This window comes from Bacillus sp. SLBN-46 (genome assembly GCF_031453555.1).
Taxonomy (GTDB): Bacteria; Bacillota; Bacilli; order Bacillales; family Cytobacillaceae; genus Neobacillus.
In genome coordinates this window covers 1,185,001-1,207,474 of the sequence record NZ_JAVIZM010000001.1, presented here as the reverse complement: position 1 = coordinate 1,207,474, position 22,474 = coordinate 1,185,001, and the positions used below count along the sequence as shown (strand labels likewise).

Annotated in this window: 13 protein-coding genes and 2 rRNA genes (1 of these 15 cut by a window edge); 3 read left to right on the top strand and 12 right to left on the bottom strand. The window is 38.2% G+C overall.

Annotated elements, in window-relative coordinates; genetic code table 11:
* Positions 1-29: 29 nt before the first annotated feature.
* The 3 genes from QFZ87_RS06115 to QFZ87_RS06105 all read right to left on the bottom strand — a co-directional run bounded on the left by QFZ87_RS06115 (position 30) and on the right by QFZ87_RS06105 (position 4,131).
* Entirely contained in the window at positions 30-1,304 is a 1,275-nt protein-coding gene (locus QFZ87_RS06115) for a nucleotide sugar dehydrogenase (protein WP_309859110.1), read from the bottom strand.
* A 259-nt stretch (positions 1,305-1,563) separates the two neighbouring features.
* Positions 1,564-2,310, bottom strand: a complete 747-nt coding sequence (locus QFZ87_RS06110) for a C40 family peptidase (protein WP_309859109.1) — start codon at positions 2,308-2,310, stop codon at positions 1,564-1,566.
* Between the two features lie 327 nt (positions 2,311-2,637).
* Complete coding sequence (locus QFZ87_RS06105; protein ID WP_309859107.1) at positions 2,638-4,131, bottom strand: glucosaminidase domain-containing protein; 1,494 nt, start codon at positions 4,129-4,131, stop codon at positions 2,638-2,640.
* Between the two features lie 184 nt (positions 4,132-4,315).
* On the opposite strand from QFZ87_RS06105, the gene QFZ87_RS06100 reads away from it, so the two are divergent.
* Positions 4,316-5,221 (top strand): nuclease-related domain-containing protein, encoded by a 906-nt coding sequence (locus QFZ87_RS06100; RefSeq protein ID WP_309859104.1) that lies wholly within the window; start codon positions 4,316-4,318, stop codon positions 5,219-5,221.
* 490 nt (positions 5,222-5,711) lie between these two features.
* On the opposite strand, the gene QFZ87_RS06095 is transcribed toward QFZ87_RS06100, so the two are convergent.
* The 6 genes from QFZ87_RS06095 to QFZ87_RS06070 all read right to left on the bottom strand — a co-directional run bounded on the left by QFZ87_RS06095 (position 5,712) and on the right by QFZ87_RS06070 (position 19,073).
* A complete protein-coding gene (locus QFZ87_RS06095) occupies positions 5,712-6,404 on the bottom strand; it encodes a sugar phosphate nucleotidyltransferase (RefSeq protein WP_309859102.1) in 693 nt (230 codons plus the stop codon).
* Between the two features lie 2 nt (positions 6,405-6,406).
* Positions 6,407-7,372 carry a DMT family transporter gene (locus QFZ87_RS06090; RefSeq protein ID WP_309859100.1) on the bottom strand — a complete coding sequence of 322 codons (966 nt, stop codon included), beginning with the start codon at positions 7,370-7,372 and terminating at the stop codon, positions 6,407-6,409.
* Positions 7,362-9,242 (bottom strand): phosphotransferase, encoded by a 1,881-nt coding sequence (locus QFZ87_RS06085; RefSeq protein WP_309859098.1) that lies wholly within the window; start codon positions 9,240-9,242, stop codon positions 7,362-7,364. The genes QFZ87_RS06090 and QFZ87_RS06085 overlap by 11 nt, the downstream gene beginning before the upstream one ends.
* A 169-nt stretch (positions 9,243-9,411) precedes the next feature.
* Entirely contained in the window at positions 9,412-11,520 is a 2,109-nt protein-coding gene (locus tag QFZ87_RS06080) for a glucosaminidase domain-containing protein (RefSeq protein ID WP_309859096.1), read from the bottom strand.
* A 493-nt stretch (positions 11,521-12,013) separates the two neighbouring features.
* Positions 12,014-16,147 (bottom strand): S8 family serine peptidase, encoded by a 4,134-nt coding sequence (locus QFZ87_RS06075; RefSeq protein WP_309859094.1) that lies wholly within the window; start codon positions 16,145-16,147, stop codon positions 12,014-12,016.
* Positions 16,148-16,625: 478 nt separating this feature from the next.
* On the bottom strand, positions 16,626-19,073 hold the full coding sequence (locus QFZ87_RS06070; RefSeq protein ID WP_396133899.1) for an immune inhibitor A domain-containing protein: 2,448 nt from the start codon (positions 19,071-19,073) through the stop codon (positions 16,626-16,628).
* Positions 19,074-19,749: 676 nt separating this feature from the next.
* On the opposite strand from QFZ87_RS06070, the gene QFZ87_RS06065 reads away from it, so the two are divergent.
* On the top strand, positions 19,750-20,358 hold the full coding sequence (locus tag QFZ87_RS06065) for a hypothetical protein (protein WP_309859091.1): 609 nt from the start codon (positions 19,750-19,752) through the stop codon (positions 20,356-20,358).
* A 77-nt stretch (positions 20,359-20,435) separates the two neighbouring features.
* On the opposite strand, the gene QFZ87_RS06060 is transcribed toward QFZ87_RS06065, so the two are convergent.
* Positions 20,436-21,338 carry a CPBP family glutamic-type intramembrane protease gene (locus QFZ87_RS06060; protein ID WP_309859088.1) on the bottom strand — a complete coding sequence of 301 codons (903 nt, stop codon included), beginning with the start codon at positions 21,336-21,338 and terminating at the stop codon, positions 20,436-20,438.
* Positions 21,339-21,658: 320 nt separating this feature from the next.
* Between QFZ87_RS06060 and QFZ87_RS06055 the strand changes: the two genes are divergently transcribed.
* Positions 21,659-21,958, top strand: a complete 300-nt coding sequence (locus QFZ87_RS06055) for a DUF4359 domain-containing protein (protein WP_309859086.1) — start codon at positions 21,659-21,661, stop codon at positions 21,956-21,958.
* 126 nt (positions 21,959-22,084) lie between these two features.
* On the opposite strand, the gene rrf is transcribed toward QFZ87_RS06055, so the two are convergent.
* Together rrf and QFZ87_RS06045 are read right to left on the bottom strand one after the other, a co-directional pair.
* Positions 22,085-22,201, bottom strand: a 5S ribosomal RNA gene (rrf, locus tag QFZ87_RS06050).
* An 80-nt stretch (positions 22,202-22,281) separates the two neighbouring features.
* Positions 22,282-22,474, bottom strand: a 23S ribosomal RNA gene (locus QFZ87_RS06045) (it continues 2,743 nt past the right edge of the window).

The following is a 22,474-nucleotide window of genomic DNA, read 5'->3' as shown; positions in this document are numbered from 1 at the left end:
GGCTTAGGAACAGCCGCAGTAATTATCCATTAACTATTTTTAGAATCCCCTAATAAGCGAACGTCAAAACCTGCATTTACCCAAGCTTCGCGTGGAAGGCAATTTTTTGTATCTAAAACAATTTTTGAACGAACTAGGTTCGCTGTTTGCTTCGGATCAAGTATTTTAAACTCATCATGCTCTGTTAAAATAAGAACGATGTCCGCATTCTTTAATGCTTCTTCCAATTGTAACGTTTGCTGAGGAATTTTCTGCTCCTTAATATGTGGATCAAAAGCAGTAAATTCAAGATTAAGCTCTTTCAAGTGATGAATAACCTCAACAGATGGACTTTCACGCATATCATCAATGTTTGCTTTAAATGACAACCCCAAAACTGCTACTTTAGGATTCGTGATTTGGTGCTGCTCACTAATTGTTTTGACTTTTTTGGCTACAAATAGTGGCATTGAATCATTTGTTTTACGTGAAAGGTGAATGATCTGTGCATTTTCTGGATCTTGCTCCACTAGGAACCATGGATCAACTGCGATACAATGTCCGCCAACCCCAGGTCCCGGCAAGTGGATATTTACACGTGGGTGGTGGTTCGCAAGCTTAATCGCATCCCACACATTCACGCCGATTCTTTCACTGATGCGTGCAAGTTCATTAGCAAATGCAATGTTGACATCGCGGTACGTATTTTCAATAACCTTTACCATCTCTGCTGTTGTCGCATCAGTTAAGAAAATTTCACCTTTAACAAAGGCACGATAAAGCTCCGCTGTTTTTTCAGATGATTCTTCGTTAATTCCACCAACAATACGGCTATTATTTACAAGCTCTTCGAATACACGACCTGGAATAACTCGTTCAGGCGAGTGGGAAACAAGTAGTTCTGTTCCGATTTCGAGTCCGCTTTCTTTTAAGATTGGAATCATTACGTCTTCTACAGTCCTTGGAGGAACAGTAGACTCAAGAATGACAAGGTTTCCCTTTTCAAGATAAGGAACGATAGATTTTGTAGCTGCTTGAACATATTTCATATCTGCTGTTTTATCAGGGTTAATTGGTGATGGAACGGCTATGATAAAAACATCAGCTTTTACCGGTGTGGTTGATACAGTAAAATTACCGCTGTCTATTGCTGCAATCAGGCGCTCCTCTAGTCCATTTTCTTCAATATGAAGCTGCTTATTTTGGATTTTTTCAACTGCCGCAGCATTGACGTCTACACCGTGAACCTGAATGCCATTATTTGCAAACATAACAGATGTAGGAAGACCGATATAACCAAGGCCGATGACACAAATTTTATTCATGAAGTAAACTTCCTTTCCAGACATACTTTGAATGACTATAATCATATATTTTACCTTGATGATGGGATCTACCCATCAATAAGGTATGACAATTAAATTTTTACAACTAATTGTAACAAATAACAGCACTAAAAGAAACTGTGAGCCGCAAATGATGTCGAATTTTACCCTTTTGTTCATTAGTTGACTAGTATATATATGAAATGAAAATAAAAAACGAAACCTTCTTATATGGTTTCGCTTTTTGTACTTATTTTGCTTATTGAATCCAAGCCCCATTGCTGTTCAATTTATACCCATTAATGGTTGTGCTTTTAGCCATGGATCCATCGGAGTATAGATAATACCATTTTCCACCTGAATATATCCAACCTGTACCCATTGCACCACTTGAATACATATAATACCAATCATTATGCCAATTTAACCAACCAGTAGCCATTTCACCGTCTGAATCCAGATAATACCATTCGCTGTTATCTTTCAACCAACCAGTCTGTTTAACACTATTTTTATAGAAGTACCACTTTTTATTTGAAAGAACCCAACCATTAGTGGTATTTCCAATACGTTTAGAACCAATATATGTTGATGAGTAATAAGATTCTGACAGAGAACTAACTTTTACACCTTTTGATGACGCATGAACAAACTTATTGTCACTTAAATAAATTCCCACATGAGAAGCTCCAGCCTTATATGTACTAAAGAAAACTAAATCTCCTTCTTGTAAGTTACTTTTTGAAACAGCTTGCCCCCTGGTGTATTGATCAGAAGCTGTTCGAGGGAGAGTAATACCCGCTTGCTTATATGTATAACTCGTAAAACCAGAGCAATCAAATCCACTCGGTGATGTGCCTCCCCAAACATAAGGGACTCCGATATATTCAAGCGCTATGTCTGTTACCTTATCTCCAAATGACGCTGCTTCTGTTTTCTGTCCACCAATAAATCCGCTCAAGAGTAAAGAACATGACAGTAGACCACTGACTATAAATTTCTTCATGATAACCTCCGTGTTTCTTTTTCTCTCTCTCTATTAATTATTTATAGTATCTCATATAAGTTACTAGTTTTAATTTACAGTTGTTTTTTAATATTATTACAGGAATGTTTCAAAAACTGACCATATTCGACTTTTTGTTTGATTTTTCTGATAAAACGGTAAAAATAAGGGTAAATAGTCATAATAAGTTTCGTGACTTTCAAACTATGTTTGCTAAGAGGTTTGCATATTTGCTAGCGAAGTTTGTCGACTCATCTTTTATTTTGTAATAATGCTAAGAAAATAGAATAGGAACCACCACTAGGTGATTCCTACTAAAAATTTTGATTAAAGCATGGCACCCGTTTTTCCTAGACGATACCCGCCAACGGTAGTGTTGGCAGCCATATGGCCATCTTTGTAAAGATAGTACCATTTGCCTCCGAGTTTAATCCATCCTGTTTGCATGGCACCACTATTATTTAGGTAATACCACTTACTGCCAGTGTAGAGCCAGCCCGTTTTCATGTCGCCATTCTTAAGGTCAAGGTAATACCATTTCCCTCCTGAATACAACCAACCTGTTTTCATATCGCCCGCTGGGTTGAGATAATACCATTTTCCGTTAATCTGTTTCCAGCCTGAAAGCATGACACCAGACGACGGATCTAAGTAATACCATTTGTTTTTATCTAGGAGCCAGCCCGTTTTATAGGTGCCGTCCCCATTATTGTAATACCACTTATTAGCGATATTTTTCCAGCCTTTTGTATAAGTAAATTTGTTAAATTCCTTGATAATCGTTGCGATTTTTCCAGCCCATGCTTCATCTGTTGAGTATTGATGTAACTCATCATTAAATCTCATATTATCAAGGGTCGGCTGTGGGAATGGATACTGAAATCCAGCACTTCTGTTTACATATCTAGTACTAATAAATTTAGCCCCTTCGATAATGCCTGTGCTTTTAGAAGAAAACGTATCCGCACCCTCTGCAGGCTGTGAATCATAGGCGCCAATCCCATAATAGTTATGGACATTTTTCACGATATCCGAGGTTCCCCATTTTGTCTCAAGTCCTGAATGTGCCAAAAGGTAGACTGCATTTAAGTGTTCACTAGTTTGGGCTTCTAGATATGCAGAACCCATTGCAGACATTTCCGTAGCGGCTCCATTCGTCTTATACTCAATAAACTTGTTTATTTGATTGGCTGTTACTTTGGCAACAGTATTTAATGGAGTAAAGATTGAAATGTTAGTGGTCTCTTTCCCCTCTTTATCAAATTCATACGGAATCACATTTAAGCCTTTTCCGTAATCAAAGAAATTCGATCCTTCTCCTTCTTGATAGGTTCCTTTAATCCAGCCTTCATGTCCATCTGCTGTTTGGATTTTATAAAATTTACTTTGTTTATCATAATCTAGGACAAACACTTTTGCCTTATCGGGAATAGACCCTATGGAAGGCTTAGTCGTGCTTGGGTCTTCTCTTAGATTTCTGCCTTCTTTTACAAGCCATGTTTGATTCATGATATTACTGCTCAAATAATCTTTATGGACCCATCCTGTCCTACCATCTGCCATACGGATTTGTGCCGCATAGTCCTTCTCACTGAGGATTGTCACCTTGTCATTAAAAGATAACACTGCATATCTCTTGTAGTCTGGACCTAGATGAATTCTAAAATCAGATAACTCCTCGAAATTCCGATAGACTGGTAAATTTATCGAGATCACAGTCATTTCGGATTGTGCCGTTAATTCGGCAGCCATTGCCTTATTATGAAAAATCCCCAATAACAAAAGAACAACTAAGAAACTTCGAAATACTACTTTTTTCAATTCCTTTCTCCTCTCAATCTATTATTCTATCTTTAAGGGTAACATATTTTCCAACCGTTTCCACCCTAATTCGACAAACATCTTGTAAATTCTTCAAGAAATGTTCATATACTTCTAATCATCCGTTGGAATTTTTTTATTAAAATGAAATTGGAGTTTAAACTATTTTGAGAGGAAGTGCTTTATGGCTTTTAAACCTCGCACGGAACGGCAGGAATTAATTATTTTAAGAAGCTTGAATGCTAGGATGGAGTTACCGGAGGAAGATAAGAGGAACTTTTATAATCTAAAAAAAGGATACGAAGGGGAAGTGATGTTTGATTTATTAACCGAAAAAATTCAGAGTAATTGTTATATATTAAATGATTTATTGTTGGAGGTTAATAATAGTAAGTTTCAAATTGATACGTTGATTATTAAAGATACTTTGCACGTTTTTGATGTTAAAAATAATGAAGGCGATTATTATTTTGAAAATGGTGAGTTTTACTCAAAGCATGGTACGAAAATTACGACGAACCCATTGGACCAACTAAAACGATGTAACTCTCTCTTTCCCCAATTACTGCAAAAACATGGCTTTAGGATTCCTCTAGAATCAAATGTAGTTTTTATTAACCCCAATTTTACACTTTATCAAGCACCAAAAAATGAACCCCTGATATTTCCTACACAGATAAATTCACTAATGAAGAAGTTAAATACGACGACCAGAAATCTTACTGGAAAACACAAACAGTTAGCCGAGCTATTAGATTCATTGCATTTTGTGGAATCCCCTTATCCCCGATTGCTTCATTATGAATATAGTCAACAGCGTAAAGGGTTTATTTGTTGTTTATGCCAGTCGTTTAGTGTTTGTGTGGATCACAAAATCCTAGTTTGTAATGATTGCGGTCACCAAGAAACGGTTGATGCTGCAGTTGTACGTAGTGTGGAAGAACTAAAGTTGTTGTTTCCAGATCGAAAGATTACTACTAGTGCGGTTATGGAGTGGTGTGAAGGAGTTTTGTCGGATAATATCATTAGACGAATATTAAATAAATACTATAAGGCAAACGGTTTTGGAAGATGGCTTTTTTATGAATAATGTGAGGGTCGCTTGCTATTTAGACTTTTGATTGTTTATTTCGTAGGTAAGCAGAAGTAGATGTCCTCTACTTCTGCTTTTGCATTTTCTTTTTAGGGGAAAGTAGATGTAGCTCCCTTCTACTTCTACTTTTCTATCTTCTTTTTGGAGAAAAGTAGACATAGACCCCTTCTACTTCTACTTTTCCTTCTTCTTTCTAGAGAAAAGTTGACGTAGACCCCTTCTACTTCTACTTTTCCTTCTTCTTTCTAGGAAAAAGTTGACGTAGACCCCTTCTACTTCTACTTTTCCTTCTTCTTTCCAGAGAAAAGCAGACGTAGACCCCTTCTACTTCTACTTTTCCTTCTTCTTTCTAGGAAAAAGTTGACGTAGACCCCTTCTACTTCTACTTTTCCTTCTTCTTTCTAGGAAAAAGTTGAAGTAGAACTTTTCATTTAACAAAAAAACGGACACTCTAGTCAAAGTGCCCGCCCGCTTGCTAACGCTCTATCTATTTCTCCATCACCAAACGCTGATTTACTTTTTCGAGATCCTCTAAGGAATCAATTTCATAGCTGTCATCTGGGTGAATCTCCTGTAGGTACACGTTTAGGTCACGAATGTTATCCTTAACAATGTCATCCCAGTAAAGGTCCTTGAAATTCCCGTCAGCGACCGATTCCTCCAGCTTCTTAACGATATAACGGCCATCTTCCTCTGACCAATACGAGATGCCGCATAAAATATAATCATGTTCGCCGTCACCTACTTCAATGTCATAGACCTTGAAATTGTCATCGAAGCGGATCATCCACTCCGCTTTAAACTCTGGCTTTCGTGAACTAAAGTACATTGACTTCTTCGGATCACGCAAAAGGAAGTTATTTTTCAAAAAGACATCGGCGTCAATCACGTACGAGCCTGAAAGATATTCTCTAACTAAATACATAGTGTAAATGTTGTTATACACATCGTATTTGTCATTATTAACAATCGTAACGCCATACTTTTCTTTTAAGTACTCGAACTTTTCCTTCAAATATCCTGTAACTACGATGATTTCCTCCACACCGACTTCTTGAAGGTATTCCACCTGCTGCTCGAGCATCGGTTTCCCGTTAACTTCAACCAAGGACTTCGGTGTAGTTAGTGTTAATGGTCGTAATCTTGTGCCCATTCCTGCTGCTAATAGTATAGCTCTCATAATTAAGCGGTTCTCCTGCCTTTAGTTAGATTCATCCATTTTAACTCATCTTTGGTAGCGACAGTTAATATAGATCCTAATAAAATCATAATACTAAAAAAGACAACCTTTAGGGTAATTGGAGAATCTAGAATAATGAAACTTAAGAAAATCGCCCATGCTGCATACGTAATATTTAAGGCCATCGCACGAGTTGGTCCCATAACGTAAATTGCTTTGTAATAGTATACATAAGATGCTGTTCCAGACAGAGCAACTCCAGCAATCAAGAACACTTCACTGCTCTTAAACACTTCGCCCACAAGAGGGTACGCATTGAAAAATGGTAAAATCAAGACCGCATAAGTGATAGCAGAAACAACCTGACGAATTTGCAACGCTTGCTCTGGTGAAATCTCATCATCTTTCATTCCATAAGCAAGGATAACGCACTCCATTCCCCAGCCAAAGATACACAATAGGATAAATGAGAATCCAAGAATAAAGCTTGGAGATGGTTCTCCTCCTGCAAAGCCTAGTAAGAAGATAAATAAAATACTTATAAAAAGTCCAATCCAGTTTTTCAAAGTTAATCTGTCTTTTAGAATCAAGAAAGCAAAGAAAGCACCAATCGCTGGATACACCGCTGAAATGGAGGCCGATAGAGAGGCACCCAAATATTTAACCGCAAGAACGTAACCAGTCATTCCTATTGGTCCACCTAGTAAAGCACCTAAGACAACAAACCGTCCACTGCGCGTCGCTAATTTCTTAAATGAGGTGGCTAACTCCCCTCTGAAGAGCATATAAAGCATCATCCAGAAGCTAGAAAGCATGTCATGGAAAAACGTACTCACTAGCGGTGCTAGAAATATAACCGCATCTGATGAAACAAATACTGCTTTGGATAAAACCATTCCAATTAAAACGGTGTCAAGCGCCCAGGTGAAGCCTGAGAACAAACCGAAAAAGATCCCTTTATTTTTCATACGAGTATGCCAACTCCCTTATCAGTTCATGATTTAAATTCGCTATAGCTCTGTTAAAGCGATTAATTCCGTATTGGCCGAAGTCATCGCCCTTTGCTTCTTTAATAATCGTCCAAATGCTCCAAAGGAAATCCTGGAAGATTTTATTCATTAGTACTCTTTGTTGAATGTCGAGTGGAATTTCATCCTGTTGTAGGTATAGTGATAAGAACAATTCCTCATCTTCTGGTGTAAACTCACATTCTAGCGAGTGTGCCGCTACATCCCACATTGGGTCGTTCATACCTGCATATTCCCAGTCGATTAAATACACTTTGTCGGTGCCGCTTTTCACCAAGTTTTCTGGAACTAAGTCATTGTGACATGGTTTTAACATGATATTCATCGCTTGGTAAATATCCTTCAAAACCATAACCTGCGCTCTTACTTCATCATAATGCTCATAAGGCTGGCCCTTTGCTTCTTCCATCAGTTGCTCATATTTTGTAATAGTTTCAAACACATCAAATCGATTGGCCATCTCAACACCTGATTCATGCAGCTTTCTAAGAACTGCCGTTGTTAGCATCATGTAGTCCTGGCGTTTAGCTGTTTTGCCGGTTAACGTCTCCGCATTTGGAATAAGTTCGGCAATTTTCACGCCTGTTTCTGCATTAAAATAAGCGATTTCTGTATCGATACCGAGCTGACTAACAAGGGTCGAATTGATTTTTTCTTCTTTTCGGTTAATCATCTGCTCGGTTCCATTACCAGGAATCCGAAGCACATACTCCTTATCGTTGACCGTTACCTTGAAGTTCTTATTTGTCATTCCGCCAAACGGCCTAATTTCCTGAATATCCTCATAGGCCAGGTCAAGGGCCTCCATTAAGTAGCTCTTGATTTGAATTTCTCTAAACTCCGCTTCTTTTCTTTTTAGAATTGGATAGGTTTTATTAATGATGATATTATAATGCTCTTGGCTATCGATTTCTCCCCAAATGAGGTTGTGCATTTTGAGGAAGCCGATATTATAATGTCTGGATACATCAAGCAGCATGTATTCATAGTTCATATATGGGTTCTTGTTGTTTTCCTTATAGTCATTAACCATTTTTGTAAAAACTTCATAGGATAGCTTACTGAATCCGATCATTTCGCCATCGACATGATTAAATTGGTGAATATCCTTTGACACCTTATAAAGATACCCATTTCGGAGCTCTACGAAGGCTTCATCGCCAGAGCCACTTTCGTCAGTGATTAGAACGCTGTCGCGTTGCGGATGCATAATCATTTCCTTAATCGCCCGCTCTTCAATTAAAATGTCATCTTCGATAAGGAGAATATCCTCAGAAATCAAATCATAAGCAAGTGCCAATGACGCCATGGATCCCGTCCATTTGTATTTTGGGTTATGCACAAATTGCAGGTGACTTAGTTCCGGGATATCCTGAAACGCTTCTTTTTGGTAGCCAGTAACAATAATGATATGATTAATTCCGTTTTCCTGAAGGATCTCTACATTTCGTTTTAATAATGTGGTATCATCAATTGGCATTAATCCTGCAGGTTTGTTAAAATCTTTTCGAGAACCTGCTGCTAAAATAACAGCCTGCTTAATTTCCGTTAACGGCTCTTGATGAATGTTAACCTTTTTATCATGAAAAGCTTGGATTCCGTTCTTTAAGGATTCAATTCCTTTTTGTGTTAAAAAATAGCTGATATTTCTACCCTTTTTTTCACTATAAATATAATCCCCGAATGTTAAATCATGGATTAGATAATTAACCTTCCCGATTGAAATCCCGCAGATCTCAGCCATTTTCTTTTGATTTAAGTTGGCGTTTTTATTAATCGCCTCTAATAATTGAAATGAGTGCTGTTCCATTGAAGGTCCTCCGATATATTCAAAAATTGAACGTATATTCATTGTAACTCAGCCTATATAAACTGTAAATAAAAAAATGTTGATTCGACATTAGTATGTACTATTTTCGTAGGATTTTGGTAAATAACATAGAAAAAGGGTGATGCCAGTCGCATCACCCTTTTTCTATTTACTTATATTCTGGAAGCTCGTAATATAATGTATACGAACTTAACGAATCGTAGATTCTTTTTATGTTATTTGTTTGTTTTACGGCCCACCCGATATCAGTTGCATATTGATGGCTAGGATTAATAGGATTCCATCTCATTTTATAAAGTGTATTTTGTGGAACTGATGCGTTAATGTAGCCTTGTCCAATAAATGCTGCTCCGCCGATGATAGCCGCTTCTGGTGTAAACCACCCTTGCTTGTATGCATATTGGGAGCCACAAGTATTCGGGCAACTATCAATAGCTCCCACACCATACATGTTGTATACCGTTTTCGGTTCTACTGGTTGCCCATCTACTGTATCAACCACAATTCCCTTTGCCAACTGAGAAGTACCATTTCCCGTTTCAAGCAATGCATGTGAAATAAGGTACACTTCATTCACATTATATTGCTGACTTGCTTGAATAAATGCTTGGCCTTTTCCATCCAAAATTCCTTTGCCAGCCAGTGGCTTCGCATTCAGATCTTTTGCAGTAGTTCCGGCACTTTTATTTAGAAGGAGAAACTGGAAGTATTCCGAACTTGTTGAGCTAAAGGTATTTGGATTGAGATAATAGCTTACATCTTCAGACTTGGCATTTCTCCATGTATCATATTTAATTTCATACCAAGTTCCAACGGTGGAAACAATGGTTACTTGAGAGCCATTCTTTAATGTTCCAAAAATAAAGGAATTGGTATTCGTATTCTCCCGAACATTAAGTGGTGTTGTGGATATCACCACACCTTTGGTTGGATCTTGTACATCTTTAAGCACATATTCACTACTAACATATGCATTCGTATTTCTATACTTATCTGTTTGTGGAGTTCTAGTCATCTCAAGATCAAGCATTTGCTGATACGAAAGATTATAGCTTGTCGTATTCACCACAGGACCAGTATTTAAAACACCATCTTCAAAAAAGTTATACGTCTTTCCATCAATTATCTTTTCGCCAGTTACCATTTTGCCATTCGAATCAAAATAGTACCATTTATTATCTAAAGCTAACCAGCCGAAAAACATATCCCCATTATTCGTTAAATAGTAGGTAGAGCCATTATCGGTTAGCCACCCTGTTTGCATTTCTCCGTTGGCGTTTAAATAGTACCATTTCCCATCAATATAGATCCAGCCAGTTTCCATGGTTCCATCGGAGTTGAAATAATACCACTTGTTATTAACTTTTTGCCAGCCACTGACCATAACTCCATCCGAACCGAAATAATACTTTTCTTCCCCCTCGGTCAACCAACCTTTGTACATGACACCGTCCGAACCTAGGTAATAGGATTTTTCCCCGTAGGTGATCCACCCGGTCTTCATTTCACCATCTGTTCCAAAGTAATAACGTTTATCACCGTCGTTCAGCCAACCAACCTGCATCTTACCATCCAGTGCAAAGAAATATTTTTTATTATCTTCTTCTAACCAGCCGGTACGAATCATTCCATCTTGTTTAAAATAATATTTATTAGCCCCTTCAACCAACCAGCCTTTGTGCATCACTCCACCTGTGTCAAAATACATGACAATAGAGCCGTCACGGAACCAGCCTGTTAGTGGGGATGTATTTAACGCACCAGAGGAGGCAAAAACATACGGTACCCCATCAATGAATTTTTGACCCGTAATCATTGCGCCACTTAGACTTAAATAATATTTTAAACCTTTATCTTCGATCCAGCCTACCTTCATTGCACCGCTTTTTTCAAGGTAATACCAACTATTTTTATCTAAGAGCCAACCGGTCTTCATGGCACCGCTTGACATAAGGAAATACCAAATATTATTTTCTTTTAGCCAGCCTGTTTTCATCGCTCCGCTATTCTTATCAAGGTAATACCAAACATTCTTGTCTAGTAGCCAGCCCGTTTTCATCACACCATTACTGCCAAGATAATACCAATTTTTATTATAAAGAACCCAGCCTTTTACAGTTTTACCTGTTGAGGATAGGTAATACCAACTATTATTTTGATACTTCCATGTATAGGTTTCAGCTGCCGCAACGCCTGAAGCTGTTGAAGAGAACAACATTGTTGCAAGCGCTAAAGCAGTAAATCGTTTTTTCTTCAATATTTTTCCCTCCATGAATTTTTCCTTCTATTAAACTATCAATTTATTGAAAAAAGGTTAATAACGAGGACTCTCATTTAGATGTTGGATAAAAGGCTAGATTGATGTGGATAATTATCAAAAATCAAAATTTCTAATACGATTATACTAAATTACCATATTTTTCGATATGGGAAATAAAGTAAACCTGTTACTTAGGTTGTATCCTCAATGTTTATACACCTACACCATAAGAAAATCCTTCATTACATTTAGTAATCCAAGCCTCCTTTTTATATAAAAATATTTTTATACTCTTTTATTCTCTCATTTTGACACAATTTTTCAACAAAAAATTGAAAATTATGTCGCATTTAGTATTTTTATCATATAGTGGTAATTATTTATTACTATGTAATTTTGATAATTATCCTTAAAAAAACAAAATTGAAGAATAGACAAAATTAAAAGACGAACAGATAAAAATCTGTTCGTCTTCATTGGAAAGAGTGAATTACTTAATCCAAGCTCCGTCTTTACCAAGCTTATAGCCATCAACTGTTGTGTTAGCAGCCATTACACCTGTTTTGTATAGGTAGTACCACTTGCCGTTAACTAGTTTCCAGCCAGTAGCCATAGCACCGTTACCATTTAGGTAATACCACTTGCCGCCTTCTAATAACCAGCCAGTCTTCATTGCACCGGACTTCGTTAAGTAGTACCAAGCACCACCATCAAATACCCAGCCAGTAGCCATTTTGCCGTCTTTCTTTAAGAAGTACCACTTACCGTCTGTATCTTTCACCCAGCCAGTAGCTTTTACATCTTTCACATAGTAGTACCAAGAACTGTTTTCAAAGCTCCAACCGTTCTTCAATACAGGTTGTTTTTCAGCATCTTTACGGCTAACGACAACTTCCTTCACTGTTTCGTTACCAGAAAGGTCAGTCGCTCTTAACGTAAATTTGTTTTCGCCTTCTTTAAGTGGAAGCGTTACTTGATAATCCTTGCTTAATGGATTTAATACATCCACAGGGCTTACAAGCGGCACTTCGAACTCGTGATCTTCACCTACGTAGAAGTTTAAGTAGTTGAAGTTATCTTGTAGGTTCAATTTCAAGGTAACTTTATCAACATTCTTATCCACTCTTTCAGGTGCATCCACATTGATTACTGGTTTCGTTGTATCAACGTAAACCTTACGAGCAATGGAGACGGTTTTATTTGAGTGGTCAATCGCTTCAACCTGAACATCAAATAGTCCATCTTTTTCGAATGAAACAGTTGTTGAGAAATGGAAGTTTCCATCTTCGCCACGTTTGAATTCAGTTACTTTGCCATTGACTTTCAATGTTTTTAAACCAATATCGTCAGACACAAATCCTTTTACTTCAACTTCTTTTGTATCATATGCACCCCATGGATATGGTGAATTTGCTACATAATCACCGTTTGCATCCTTTTGACCGTCAGTAATAATGATTAATGGAGAATCCACATCACCGATTGCTGCCGTGTCATAGCCGTAGTTACCTGCATAGTCCCAAGCCACAACTTGTACAATCGCTTTTTCAGGTGTGTCTTTTATTACATATGATGAAGTTTTACCATCAACTGCAGCAACTTTTTCTCCATTTACGAAGATCCAGTACTCTTCAGTACCTGTGCCATTTTCAGTTGTGTTCCATGATACAGTCGACTTTTTAGCATCAAATGTTGATACAACTTTTGGAGCAGTTGTATCTACATAAACTGGAATTTTCTTAGATTGCCACTTAGCACCAGCATAGTCAACAATCGTTTTGATTTCATAATAGTATAGGCCGTCTTTAACGACTTCACCTTTTATTTTACCATCCCATAGGCGATCTGCTTTATAAGAGAACGGGTTAGCAGAACCACCATCAAATGCATTCTTGTACACATCTGATTCAGCTTTAATGCGTTTTAATTGATTGCCGTCCTTGTCCAAAATGTTGAACTGAGCTTCAGCAGCGTTTCTTAAGAATGATGGTATTGGATTGATGTTCTCTAAGTAATTATCTCCATTTGGCGATAATGCATAGAACTTATTATCAACCGATGTTCCAAAATAATTTTGGTCAACTTCAACATCTGTTCCACCTTTGAATAGGTATTTCAGATCAAAGTAACGGTCTTCGCCAAGTGTCGCAAATCCATCAATGATTTGTGGCTCATCCCAATGGCCGTAGAAACCAACATATGGAGCTGTTAAGTTTGGAACCGTACTGTCTGCACCAACTAATGTTACAGAGCCTTCGACGAAGATGTTTTCTCTTAAGTCTAGAAGAGTTTTGTTTCCATCTTTATCAAGACCAGGAAGTTTTGCATTTGAAAAATCAACTTTAACAGTAAAGTCAACAGATTTACCTGCTGGTACTGTTACAGTTTTTGGTGCATCCACTTTTGCTCCTGCAAGGTCACCAGCGATAAGAGCGTTATACTGATCTTGAATTGTATCTGTTAACACATCTGTGTTAACAGTATAAGATACAGATTTGTCAGAGATATTTTTAACAGTGAAGGTCATTTCGAATTGCTTCGATGTGAAGTCCTTCAACTCAACTTTAGCGTTTCCAGTAGCCTTGTTTACAAAATATGCAGGTGTAGTTACAGCCGCATAAGTTTGCATCATACCAGCACCTTGACGGCGAGGTGAGAATGGCTGACCATTTAAGTCTGTAATATTTTTAGCTGTGTTCATTAACAATACTTTTGCAAGGTGCGTACGCTCTGCAACAGAAAGGTCTTTGAAACGTGCGTCTGTTTGTAAGTATTGTTGAACAAGCGCAGATCCACCAGCAACGTGTGGGGATGCCATTGAAGTACCGCTCATTACAGTGTACTGGTCATTATTAACAGTAGAATAGATATTTCCACCAGGAGCTGTAATTTCAGGCTTTAAGTCTAGTGATGGTGTAGTTCCCCATGATGTAAAGCTTGTCATTCGACCCATTTCAGGGCTATCCTTCTTGTTTGCTGTCGCCACATGAATGTAAGTAGGACCTTTAGCAACTTCCTGTTCCAACGTAGCACCTTCAGCACCTGAAATTAACATAAATGGAACATCCCAGCCACCTTGGTCTTCATACCAGAAACCATTAGTTGCATTGTATACAATAATACCAATCGCGCCTGCTTTAGCAGCGTTTACAGTTTTATCATAGAAAGATAAGGTACCACGTGGAACAAGAACTACTTTGCCCTTAACGTCAACTCCATTGTAATCTTCAGGATTACCAAGCTTTCCGCCAATGCTAGCTAATTCAAGCTTTCCGCCGTTAGCAGCAGCAAATTTTTCCCAATCATCAATCCCTTTACCTAAGCTTGTAAAGCCTTGAAGGCCATCAACCGTAACGTTAGTTTGGTACCAGTATGCTTCGTTTCCAGAAGCAGCTACAGAGATACCGTCAGGATTTAAGCTTGGTGCACCTACTACACCGATATCAGGGTTTTGAGCATATGGGTTATCCCATCCGTCACCGATATGGTTTGAGTTACCGGCAGACATCGCACAAACGATACCATTTGCAGTCGCTCTTTGAATAGCAAGGTCTTCTGCACTATCTTCTTGATAGAATGCAGCCACATCACCAAGACTCATGTTAAGAACGTCAGCACCTAACTTGATTGAATCATCAATTGCAGCAAGATACACGTCAGACCATGTGGAAGGATAGATTGGGTCATTACTGAATACCTTCATACCAAGTACTTGTGCTTCAGGTGCAACCCCTTTAATTCCACCATTTGCTTCGTCCCCATTTGCCGCTACAGTACCGGCAACGTGCATACCATGCATGCTTGCACCAGGTCCTAAGTCAAGGATGGTGTCATTTCCATCATAGTAGTTCCAACCAAAAGGAACTTTATCTGTATAGAATTTACCTTTTAAGCCATTATCAGCAATAGCTTGATTTACTTCTTCTTTTGTTAATCCTTCTTTTGAAGCATCTGTTAATTTAAAGTCGCGGTGTGATGGGTCAACACCAGTATCGATAACGGCAACCACCATGCCTTGACCTTTAAATCCAGTTTTCTCCCAAGTTGTACGTGATTCAATGAAGTTATGACTTGTTTTCATATTTGGTTCAACTTTAGGACGGTTATATTCGTTCGCTAAGTAAACAGCTTTTACACCTGAAACGGATTCAATTTTATCAAGATCACCATAAGCAATCTCACCAGAGAAACCGTTGAAAGCTGTTGAGAATTTTTGTTTATACTTAATGTTAACGCCTTTAGCAGCAATTTTGTCTTTTACAGACTTTTGCTGACCTTCAGCTTTAGTAGAGAAAGAAGATTTTTTATCTTCTGATAATTCTTTGTATAATTTACCCTGCTTTGTTGCATATTCAACAGCAGTTTGTCCCTCTACTTCAACAATCACACGGACTTTGTCTGTTGCTTTAAGGCCGGCTCTAGCAGTTGTTGCTGCTTTCTTTGCTTGTGCTTTGAAAGACTCTCTCGTTTGCTGTTGTTTTAATTGTTTAATTTTCGCCTCAATATCGCCTGGCTTATATGCAGCTGATGTTGGCGATACAAAAGCAAAGTTAGATAATGCAAGAGCAGAAGCTAATGCGTATGTAGCAAGTTTGCGTTTCTTATTATAGTTCTTTTTGCTCATTAAATACTTTCCCCCCTATTAAAATAGTAATAACAATATCTTCCCTACTAATCTACTTTCGGTCATTTCACCCCTACTATTTAGAAAAGTCGGAATATACAAATATAATTTTAGTATTTTAATGTTGTCAAGGTCAATAGTTTTTCGGTGTTCGAAAAAAAATATTTTCGCAATATTCGACATTATCACATAAGCAACAATCATATTTAATGCTTGCATTCGATTAGATATTAATAAAACTGACAAAAGGTACAAGTAATCTCCCGTTAATTAAAAATCATCATTAGCACACTTCAAAAGTACTAATAATAATAGTCTTATATCGATAAAGTAAAATTTCAGTAATTTATGACTATTTTCCTATTTATAAAACCAACACTGAGTATAGTCGAGTTTGCTCCTTTCAATAGTTTAGCAGTTAATCATTCTTAAAATAGAAAAAAGACACCGGGAAACCCGATGTCTCTACTAAACAATCTTATTTGTGGATCCAAACCGCACCAGCGGAGTTGTCTTTTGCTTCACTGATAACTTCGAACTTAAGGTCAAATTTTGGAACCTTGCGTCCTGCATCTGGAATTAATTCGTTCATGTAAGTTTTAGAGTCGTCGAAAGTAGTTACGCCTGTAAGGCCTTTATAGTCATAAATCCCGCGAAGCGGTGAATCAATATACCATGCAGGAGTTTTGTCCATAGAGAACGCTGCGTCTGCTACTTGGTAACGTGTACTTTGGTTAACTGTATCTTCACCAGCTTTTGTTTTTCCAACTATTGCTTCAGGATGAGCATCAACTACACCCAGGAAGCCTTCGCCTGGGTGAATTCCTACCCAGTTATCGAGGTAAGTATCATCAGCATACCAAACTACTAATCCAGTATTATACTTAACACCACGAGAGAATTGAAGTGCTTTATCAGAGCCAGCATAGTTTCTCCACTCTAGGTAATAGTATTGTGGTTTGGTATTCCAGCCATCACTCACTTTAAATCCATCTAAAGTTACTTTTGGAGTTCCTTCTGCATCGTCAGAGAATGTAACTTGTCCATCTACTGTTAGTGAAAGATTATCAAGCGCAAAACCATCTGGAGCAAGCCCGCCATCTGTTACGTATTCAAATACTAGCTTTATTTTCTTGCCAGCGAATTCACTTAAGTCATATGACTTATCTACCCACTCACCTTTTGTAGATTCATATGCAGAGCCTCCACGAACTACATCCGTGTCATCACCGATAGTATCTATAACTTTCTCTGTGCCGTCACCAGCTACAGCTGTAACATAAACATAATCATAATCAGTTTCAACGTCATAGAATGCTTTGAAATCAAACGTTGCTTTACTTGCATTTGTTAAATCAAACTCAGGAGTTTCCATTACAGTATGAAGATCATCGCCTTTTGTACTGTAATAGTACTTCGCACCAAATTTCGGAGCGATTCCAGGAACTTTCTTATCGGGTAGATTTACCTTTACGACACCTGGATTTTTTGATTTTGTCACACTCTGATCAATAACGCTTGAGATACCATTTTTATCAATATCTTCATAGTTTACTTCAGTAATATTTGCCCAGTTCCCGCCAATTGTTTTTTGGAAGAATTCTTTGTTTTGTGGAGAGAAGCTTGGTGCTTCTGTTCCGGCAATGTTTCCGTTCCAGCTTCCACCAGACATGATTGACCAGGAAGCAACTGGCTCACCTTGACCAGAATATTGAGTGTCATACTCATCTGGAAGACCTAAGTCATGGCCAAATTCATGTGCAAATACACCGACAGCTCCATCTTCTGGCTCAATTGTGTAATCGTATGCAGCCATTTTACCGCCCCAGTAACCAACAGCAGCAGTTGTATTAGCGACAGGATAGACACCATTTAATGTCCAGCGGTGTGACCAGATTGCATCGTCACCAAGTGCTCCTCCGCCAGCTTCTTGTCCAACCCCAGAATGTAACACCATCAAGTGGTCTACTAATCCGTCTGGCTCGTTTTGGTCTCCATCTCCATCAAGGTCATATTGATCAAATTTGTCATAATCAGCTAAATTAATTCCCTTTGCTACAGCTGCATTTAATGCATCCTTTACAAGTCCGCGTGGTCCTTTTGTTCCAGGTTTATTGTCATTTCCGGTCTCACTATCGCTTCCGTAATCTTTATAACTTCCTGGTACAGTCAGCCAATCGGATACAGTACCGTCAACTGTATAGCTGCCACCTGATTGCTCTTCATAATACTGCTTAAAGGTTTTAACCTTTTCTCCATTGAAAAGCGTAAACTCTTTATTGCCAAACAACATTTTTTGATAGTGCTCTTTATTAAAGTCATCAGCATACATATATCCTTCTTCTTGATCAATATTGTTATGTTTAAAGTCAGCGTATTCAACCAGAAGCACAAGAACTTTATCTTCCCGTACACCTCCGTTATACCCAGCCTGCGTCGCAGAGTTAACTTTTATTGTACCCGTTGGCTTGCCTTTTCTATAGTTTTCATGACCCTTATCAAGTTGCTGGGCCAGCCTGTCCTTCTGTTTTGTGATAAAATCTTTTGCCTTTTTGTCAAAATCCTTCTGTTCTTTCGTTAATTTCTCAGGTTTCCCAGGCTTTTCACCTTGCTTCTGTTTTATGTAGGCCTTTACTGCCTTTGTAATCTCTTGTTGTGATGCTCCCTTTGCAATAAGTCCTCTTTTTTGAAGTGCTGCTCCTAGACGATCGAAGTCTACTACATTTAGATCAATTGGAGCTGCTTCGACGGATGCTGCTTTTGCCGGTGTTGGTGCAACCGTGCTTCCAGCAAATGCGCCTGCAAACATGGTAGTAGCTACCATGGTACTAGCAGCAAGGCTGGATAAGACCTTTAGAGTACTTTTCTTCTTCAAATGCTTATACCCCCTAATTTTATATATCGTTATGTTCTTTCTAAAGAACATTACAAAAACTAGTTTAACAGAAAGTTAATAATCTTGTAAATAATCTAATAATATTATTTATTCCTTTTTTTACTAGTTACATTTTCATATATAATTAGATTTACAAACATTTTTATGGTTACTTTTTCCTACAAAAACATTGAATTATTAAGGTTTTACTATTATCTTAGTTCGAACGGAAGATAAAAAGTAGGGAAAATTATTTCGATTCCCTAAATTTAAGTAATTAGTCCCCCCTGTAGTAATAATAGTTAACCAACTAATCAAATTTTTCTTAATAAAGAACAATTATTCCCGTTTTTTAATTCGTAACCCCGAATCCTGTCGGGATTTAGGGAAAGGTAATAGTGTCCCTAGCTTCCAAATTAAGGTATTATAAAAACACTACTAATTTGGAGGTTGGTAATATGCCACTCTTGCATATGAAGGAAATAGTCACTCCTCTGAAACTAATTGGGATTAAAGTATTTCGCTGCACGGAAGGAAACACCTACATAAAGGTCTGGAATAGGCCACGAAAAAAATTATTTTATAAAGAGGCTGGTTAACAGCCTCTTTTTTTGGGTAAAAAAGGCTTTATTCATATAGTAAAATTCAGGAATAAATGGATTTTTCACCCCTTTTTATAGTAGGATAGTAATAGTTTCTACTATTCTACATAAACGGAGGGCGAAGGATGCTGACTCCCGCACAACAAAAAGTGAAGCAAGAACTGGAGGAGTTGCAGTTAAAGGCACAAATCCAACCTTACGATGAAGAAACTTCTTCTAATAAAAGTCCTAGGAAAAAGTGGGCTTATCTCATAACTGGATTTTGCGCAGTGGTCATTATTAGTAGTTTTTTATTACAAGACTTCACTACATCAACTCAAGATAAGATCGTTTCCTACTTAAAAGTCGTACAAACCTATAACCAGCAAAGCTCGAGCTTATTAAAACAGGTAACAGAACAAGAGACCGGGAACTTTCATCAAGCAATCAAGAAGCAAGCAGAGCTCGTGCAGAAGCTGAATAACTTAAAGGCACCTGCTGAATTAAATAAACATAAACAAGATTTGCTTGATGTAATGCAACAAAGGTTAGACTTGATTACCTATCTAGCAGAGGCAAAAAATAGAGACGCATTTCAGATTAATAAAAAGTTATTGAAACTAAAGATTGCCCAAGGGCTGGCATCCGAAAGGTTAGCAGATACTTTTGATAGGGAGAAGATTAAATACGTCCAGCAAGAGGATGGGACGATGGAGTACTGGGTAGATACCAAAGTATATCAATATCATTTTTAGGGGGAAAAAGTATACAAGTAAAGCAGAAACCCAGGGGTTGCTGCTTTTTTCTTTCCACATATGAATAATCTTGGTGCTTACGGCCATTGTGCCAAATTAACGGCATCTATTTCCTTCTTCAAACGTCTTTGCTGTATTTTTTCTATAGTAATAAGAATGATGTGAAGAGCCAAGCAACCTAGAGCGAAGAATTCAACTGCGTAATCGATGTAATACCACGACAGTGTGGCGGTTATATCGTAAAGGGAATGAACAAGGACGGTTACCCAGAGGTTACGAGTCCATAATAAAATTAAGCCGAATAAGAGCCCCATATTAGCGAAGGTCACGATTGCGCCGATTCGAATCGACCATGGCTGTTCAGTATCCAGCGTGTGGTCGACGCCAAATAAAATTGACGTGAGAAATAGTGAAAGCATAAGGAATAGATCCCTTCGCCCGCTATTCCAGCGCTTAGGAAAGAGCTTCTTGAAAACGATAAGGATGAGAATCATATAGGATAACCGCCATACCTCTTCTAAACCAGCGAGAGTATCGGCATATAAATCAGAGCCAACGGTATCGACTTTATCAAAAAAGGACCATACCGGGTCAGTAGGCGCTTCTTCCTCCCCCTCCTCCACTTCATAGGATTGCGTTTCCGCATAATCCTGCACATATTGATCATAGTCATTGCTAAATGCCTGAAACGTATTCGTTGAGTAAATATTTATGACCGTACTTCCAAAGAAGAAAACAAGAAAAGCACCGGTAAATTGCATCATCATCTGCCGCGGCCGTTTGGGACAATCCGCTGGGCTGCCGAGCCGGCGATACAGCTTCCAGCCGATAAAAAAGGAACCAACCATGACTCCATCATACAGTGAGCTGGCCATATAGCTGTACCTGGATAGATAAAGAAGGATTTCCACACCGATCGTTACGATGAGCATGGAAAAAAGTAGTTTTTTCGAAAGTGGTTTTGCTAAATTAGAGATCATAATGTCATTCCCTGCCTGTAAATTTGTAGAGTCTTCCTACTTACCTAATAGATTGACCGCTAGTATCCCGAACCCATTTAAGAAGAGCAGGAAAAGGAAACAGGCAATCGTCCACTCCTTTTTTTTCGACACGGATTTGTCTCCTTTAATCTTGAGATTATAATAGTAATAATTTAACATATCGACAGCCAAATAACATCATAATGTTCTTTCCATTTTCTCGTTTGTTATAGGGGTTGTTTACAAAAGCGATCTTCCAATTTATACTTATTTGTATAAAATTTTACAGTTTGAAAGCTGTAAAAATAGGAGATTGTTAAATGAAACGACTTGTTTCCACCATTCTTTTCATTGTGGTTATTTATGTGTTATCCGAAACCAATCCTAATCGCTCGGAATATGTGGACTGGATCAATCACAAGACAATGGATCAATCTTCCAATCTACTACAAAAAGGAGTCCTGTCTGTAGCGGGGAAATCAATTTTTGATATGGGCACCACACAAAAGGATTATTTTATTTTTACTATTTATAAAACAGACTTTTCCAATGTAGGGATGGGAGAAGTTACGTCGGTCGGTATATTTAATCGCTTTATTCCTATCTCTAGTAAAGAATAGACGTAAAAAAGAAAAGGGTTCCCCTTGTTCAACAATAATAACTTCCTATAGTAGAGCCTTTAGACAAGGGCTCTTCTTTTTTTCTGGACACAAAAAAGGACAGCTAATGTAGCTGCCCTTTTTCGTGCCTGGCAATGTCCTACTCTCACAGGGACTTTCGTCCCAACTACCATCGGCGCTGAGAAGCTTAACTTCCGTGTTCGGTATGGGAACGGGTGTGACCTTCTCGCCATAATTACCAGACTATTTTGTTAGAGAGATCGTTCTCTCAAAACTAGATAATGCAGAAGAAGTGTTTGTAAACTACGAGTTCGCTTTAAAACTTGGTTAAGTCCTCGAACGATTAGTATCAGTCAGCTCCACATGTTACCACGCTTCCACCTCTGACCTATCAACCTGATCATCTTTCAGGGTTCTTACTAGCTTGACGCTATGGGAAATCTCATCTTGAGGGGGGCTTCATGCTTAGATGCTTTCAGCACTTATCCCGTCCGCACATAGCTACCCAGCGATGCC

Excerpts from the sequence above, each read along its gene's own strand:
- QFZ87_RS06085 (WP_309859098.1), bottom strand. The coding sequence starts at position 9,242 with ATGGAACAGCACTCATTTCAATTATTAGAGGCGATTAATAAAAACGCC.
- QFZ87_RS06090 (WP_309859100.1), bottom strand. The coding sequence starts at position 7,372 with ATGAAAAATAAAGGGATCTTTTTCGGTTTGTTCTCAGGCTTCACCTGG.
- QFZ87_RS06060 (WP_309859088.1), bottom strand. The coding sequence starts at position 21,338 with ATGATCTCTAATTTAGCAAAACCACTTTCGAAAAAACTACTTTTTTCC.
- QFZ87_RS06070 (WP_396133899.1), bottom strand. The coding sequence starts at position 19,073 with ATGTTCTTTAGAAAGAACATAACGATATATAAAATTAGGGGGTATAAG.
- QFZ87_RS06095 (WP_309859102.1), bottom strand. The coding sequence starts at position 6,404 with ATGAGAGCTATACTATTAGCAGCAGGAATGGGCACAAGATTACGACCA.
- QFZ87_RS06075 (WP_309859094.1), bottom strand. The coding sequence starts at position 16,147 with ATGAGCAAAAAGAACTATAATAAGAAACGCAAACTTGCTACATACGCA.
- QFZ87_RS06115 (WP_309859110.1), bottom strand. The coding sequence starts at position 1,304 with ATGAATAAAATTTGTGTCATCGGCCTTGGTTATATCGGTCTTCCTACA.
- QFZ87_RS06110 (WP_309859109.1), bottom strand. The coding sequence starts at position 2,310 with ATGAAGAAATTTATAGTCAGTGGTCTACTGTCATGTTCTTTACTCTTG.
- QFZ87_RS06065 (WP_309859091.1), top strand. The coding sequence starts at position 19,750 with ATGCTGACTCCCGCACAACAAAAAGTGAAGCAAGAACTGGAGGAGTTG.
- QFZ87_RS06100 (WP_309859104.1), top strand. The coding sequence starts at position 4,316 with ATGGCTTTTAAACCTCGCACGGAACGGCAGGAATTAATTATTTTAAGA.
- QFZ87_RS06055 (WP_309859086.1), top strand. The coding sequence starts at position 21,659 with ATGAAACGACTTGTTTCCACCATTCTTTTCATTGTGGTTATTTATGTG.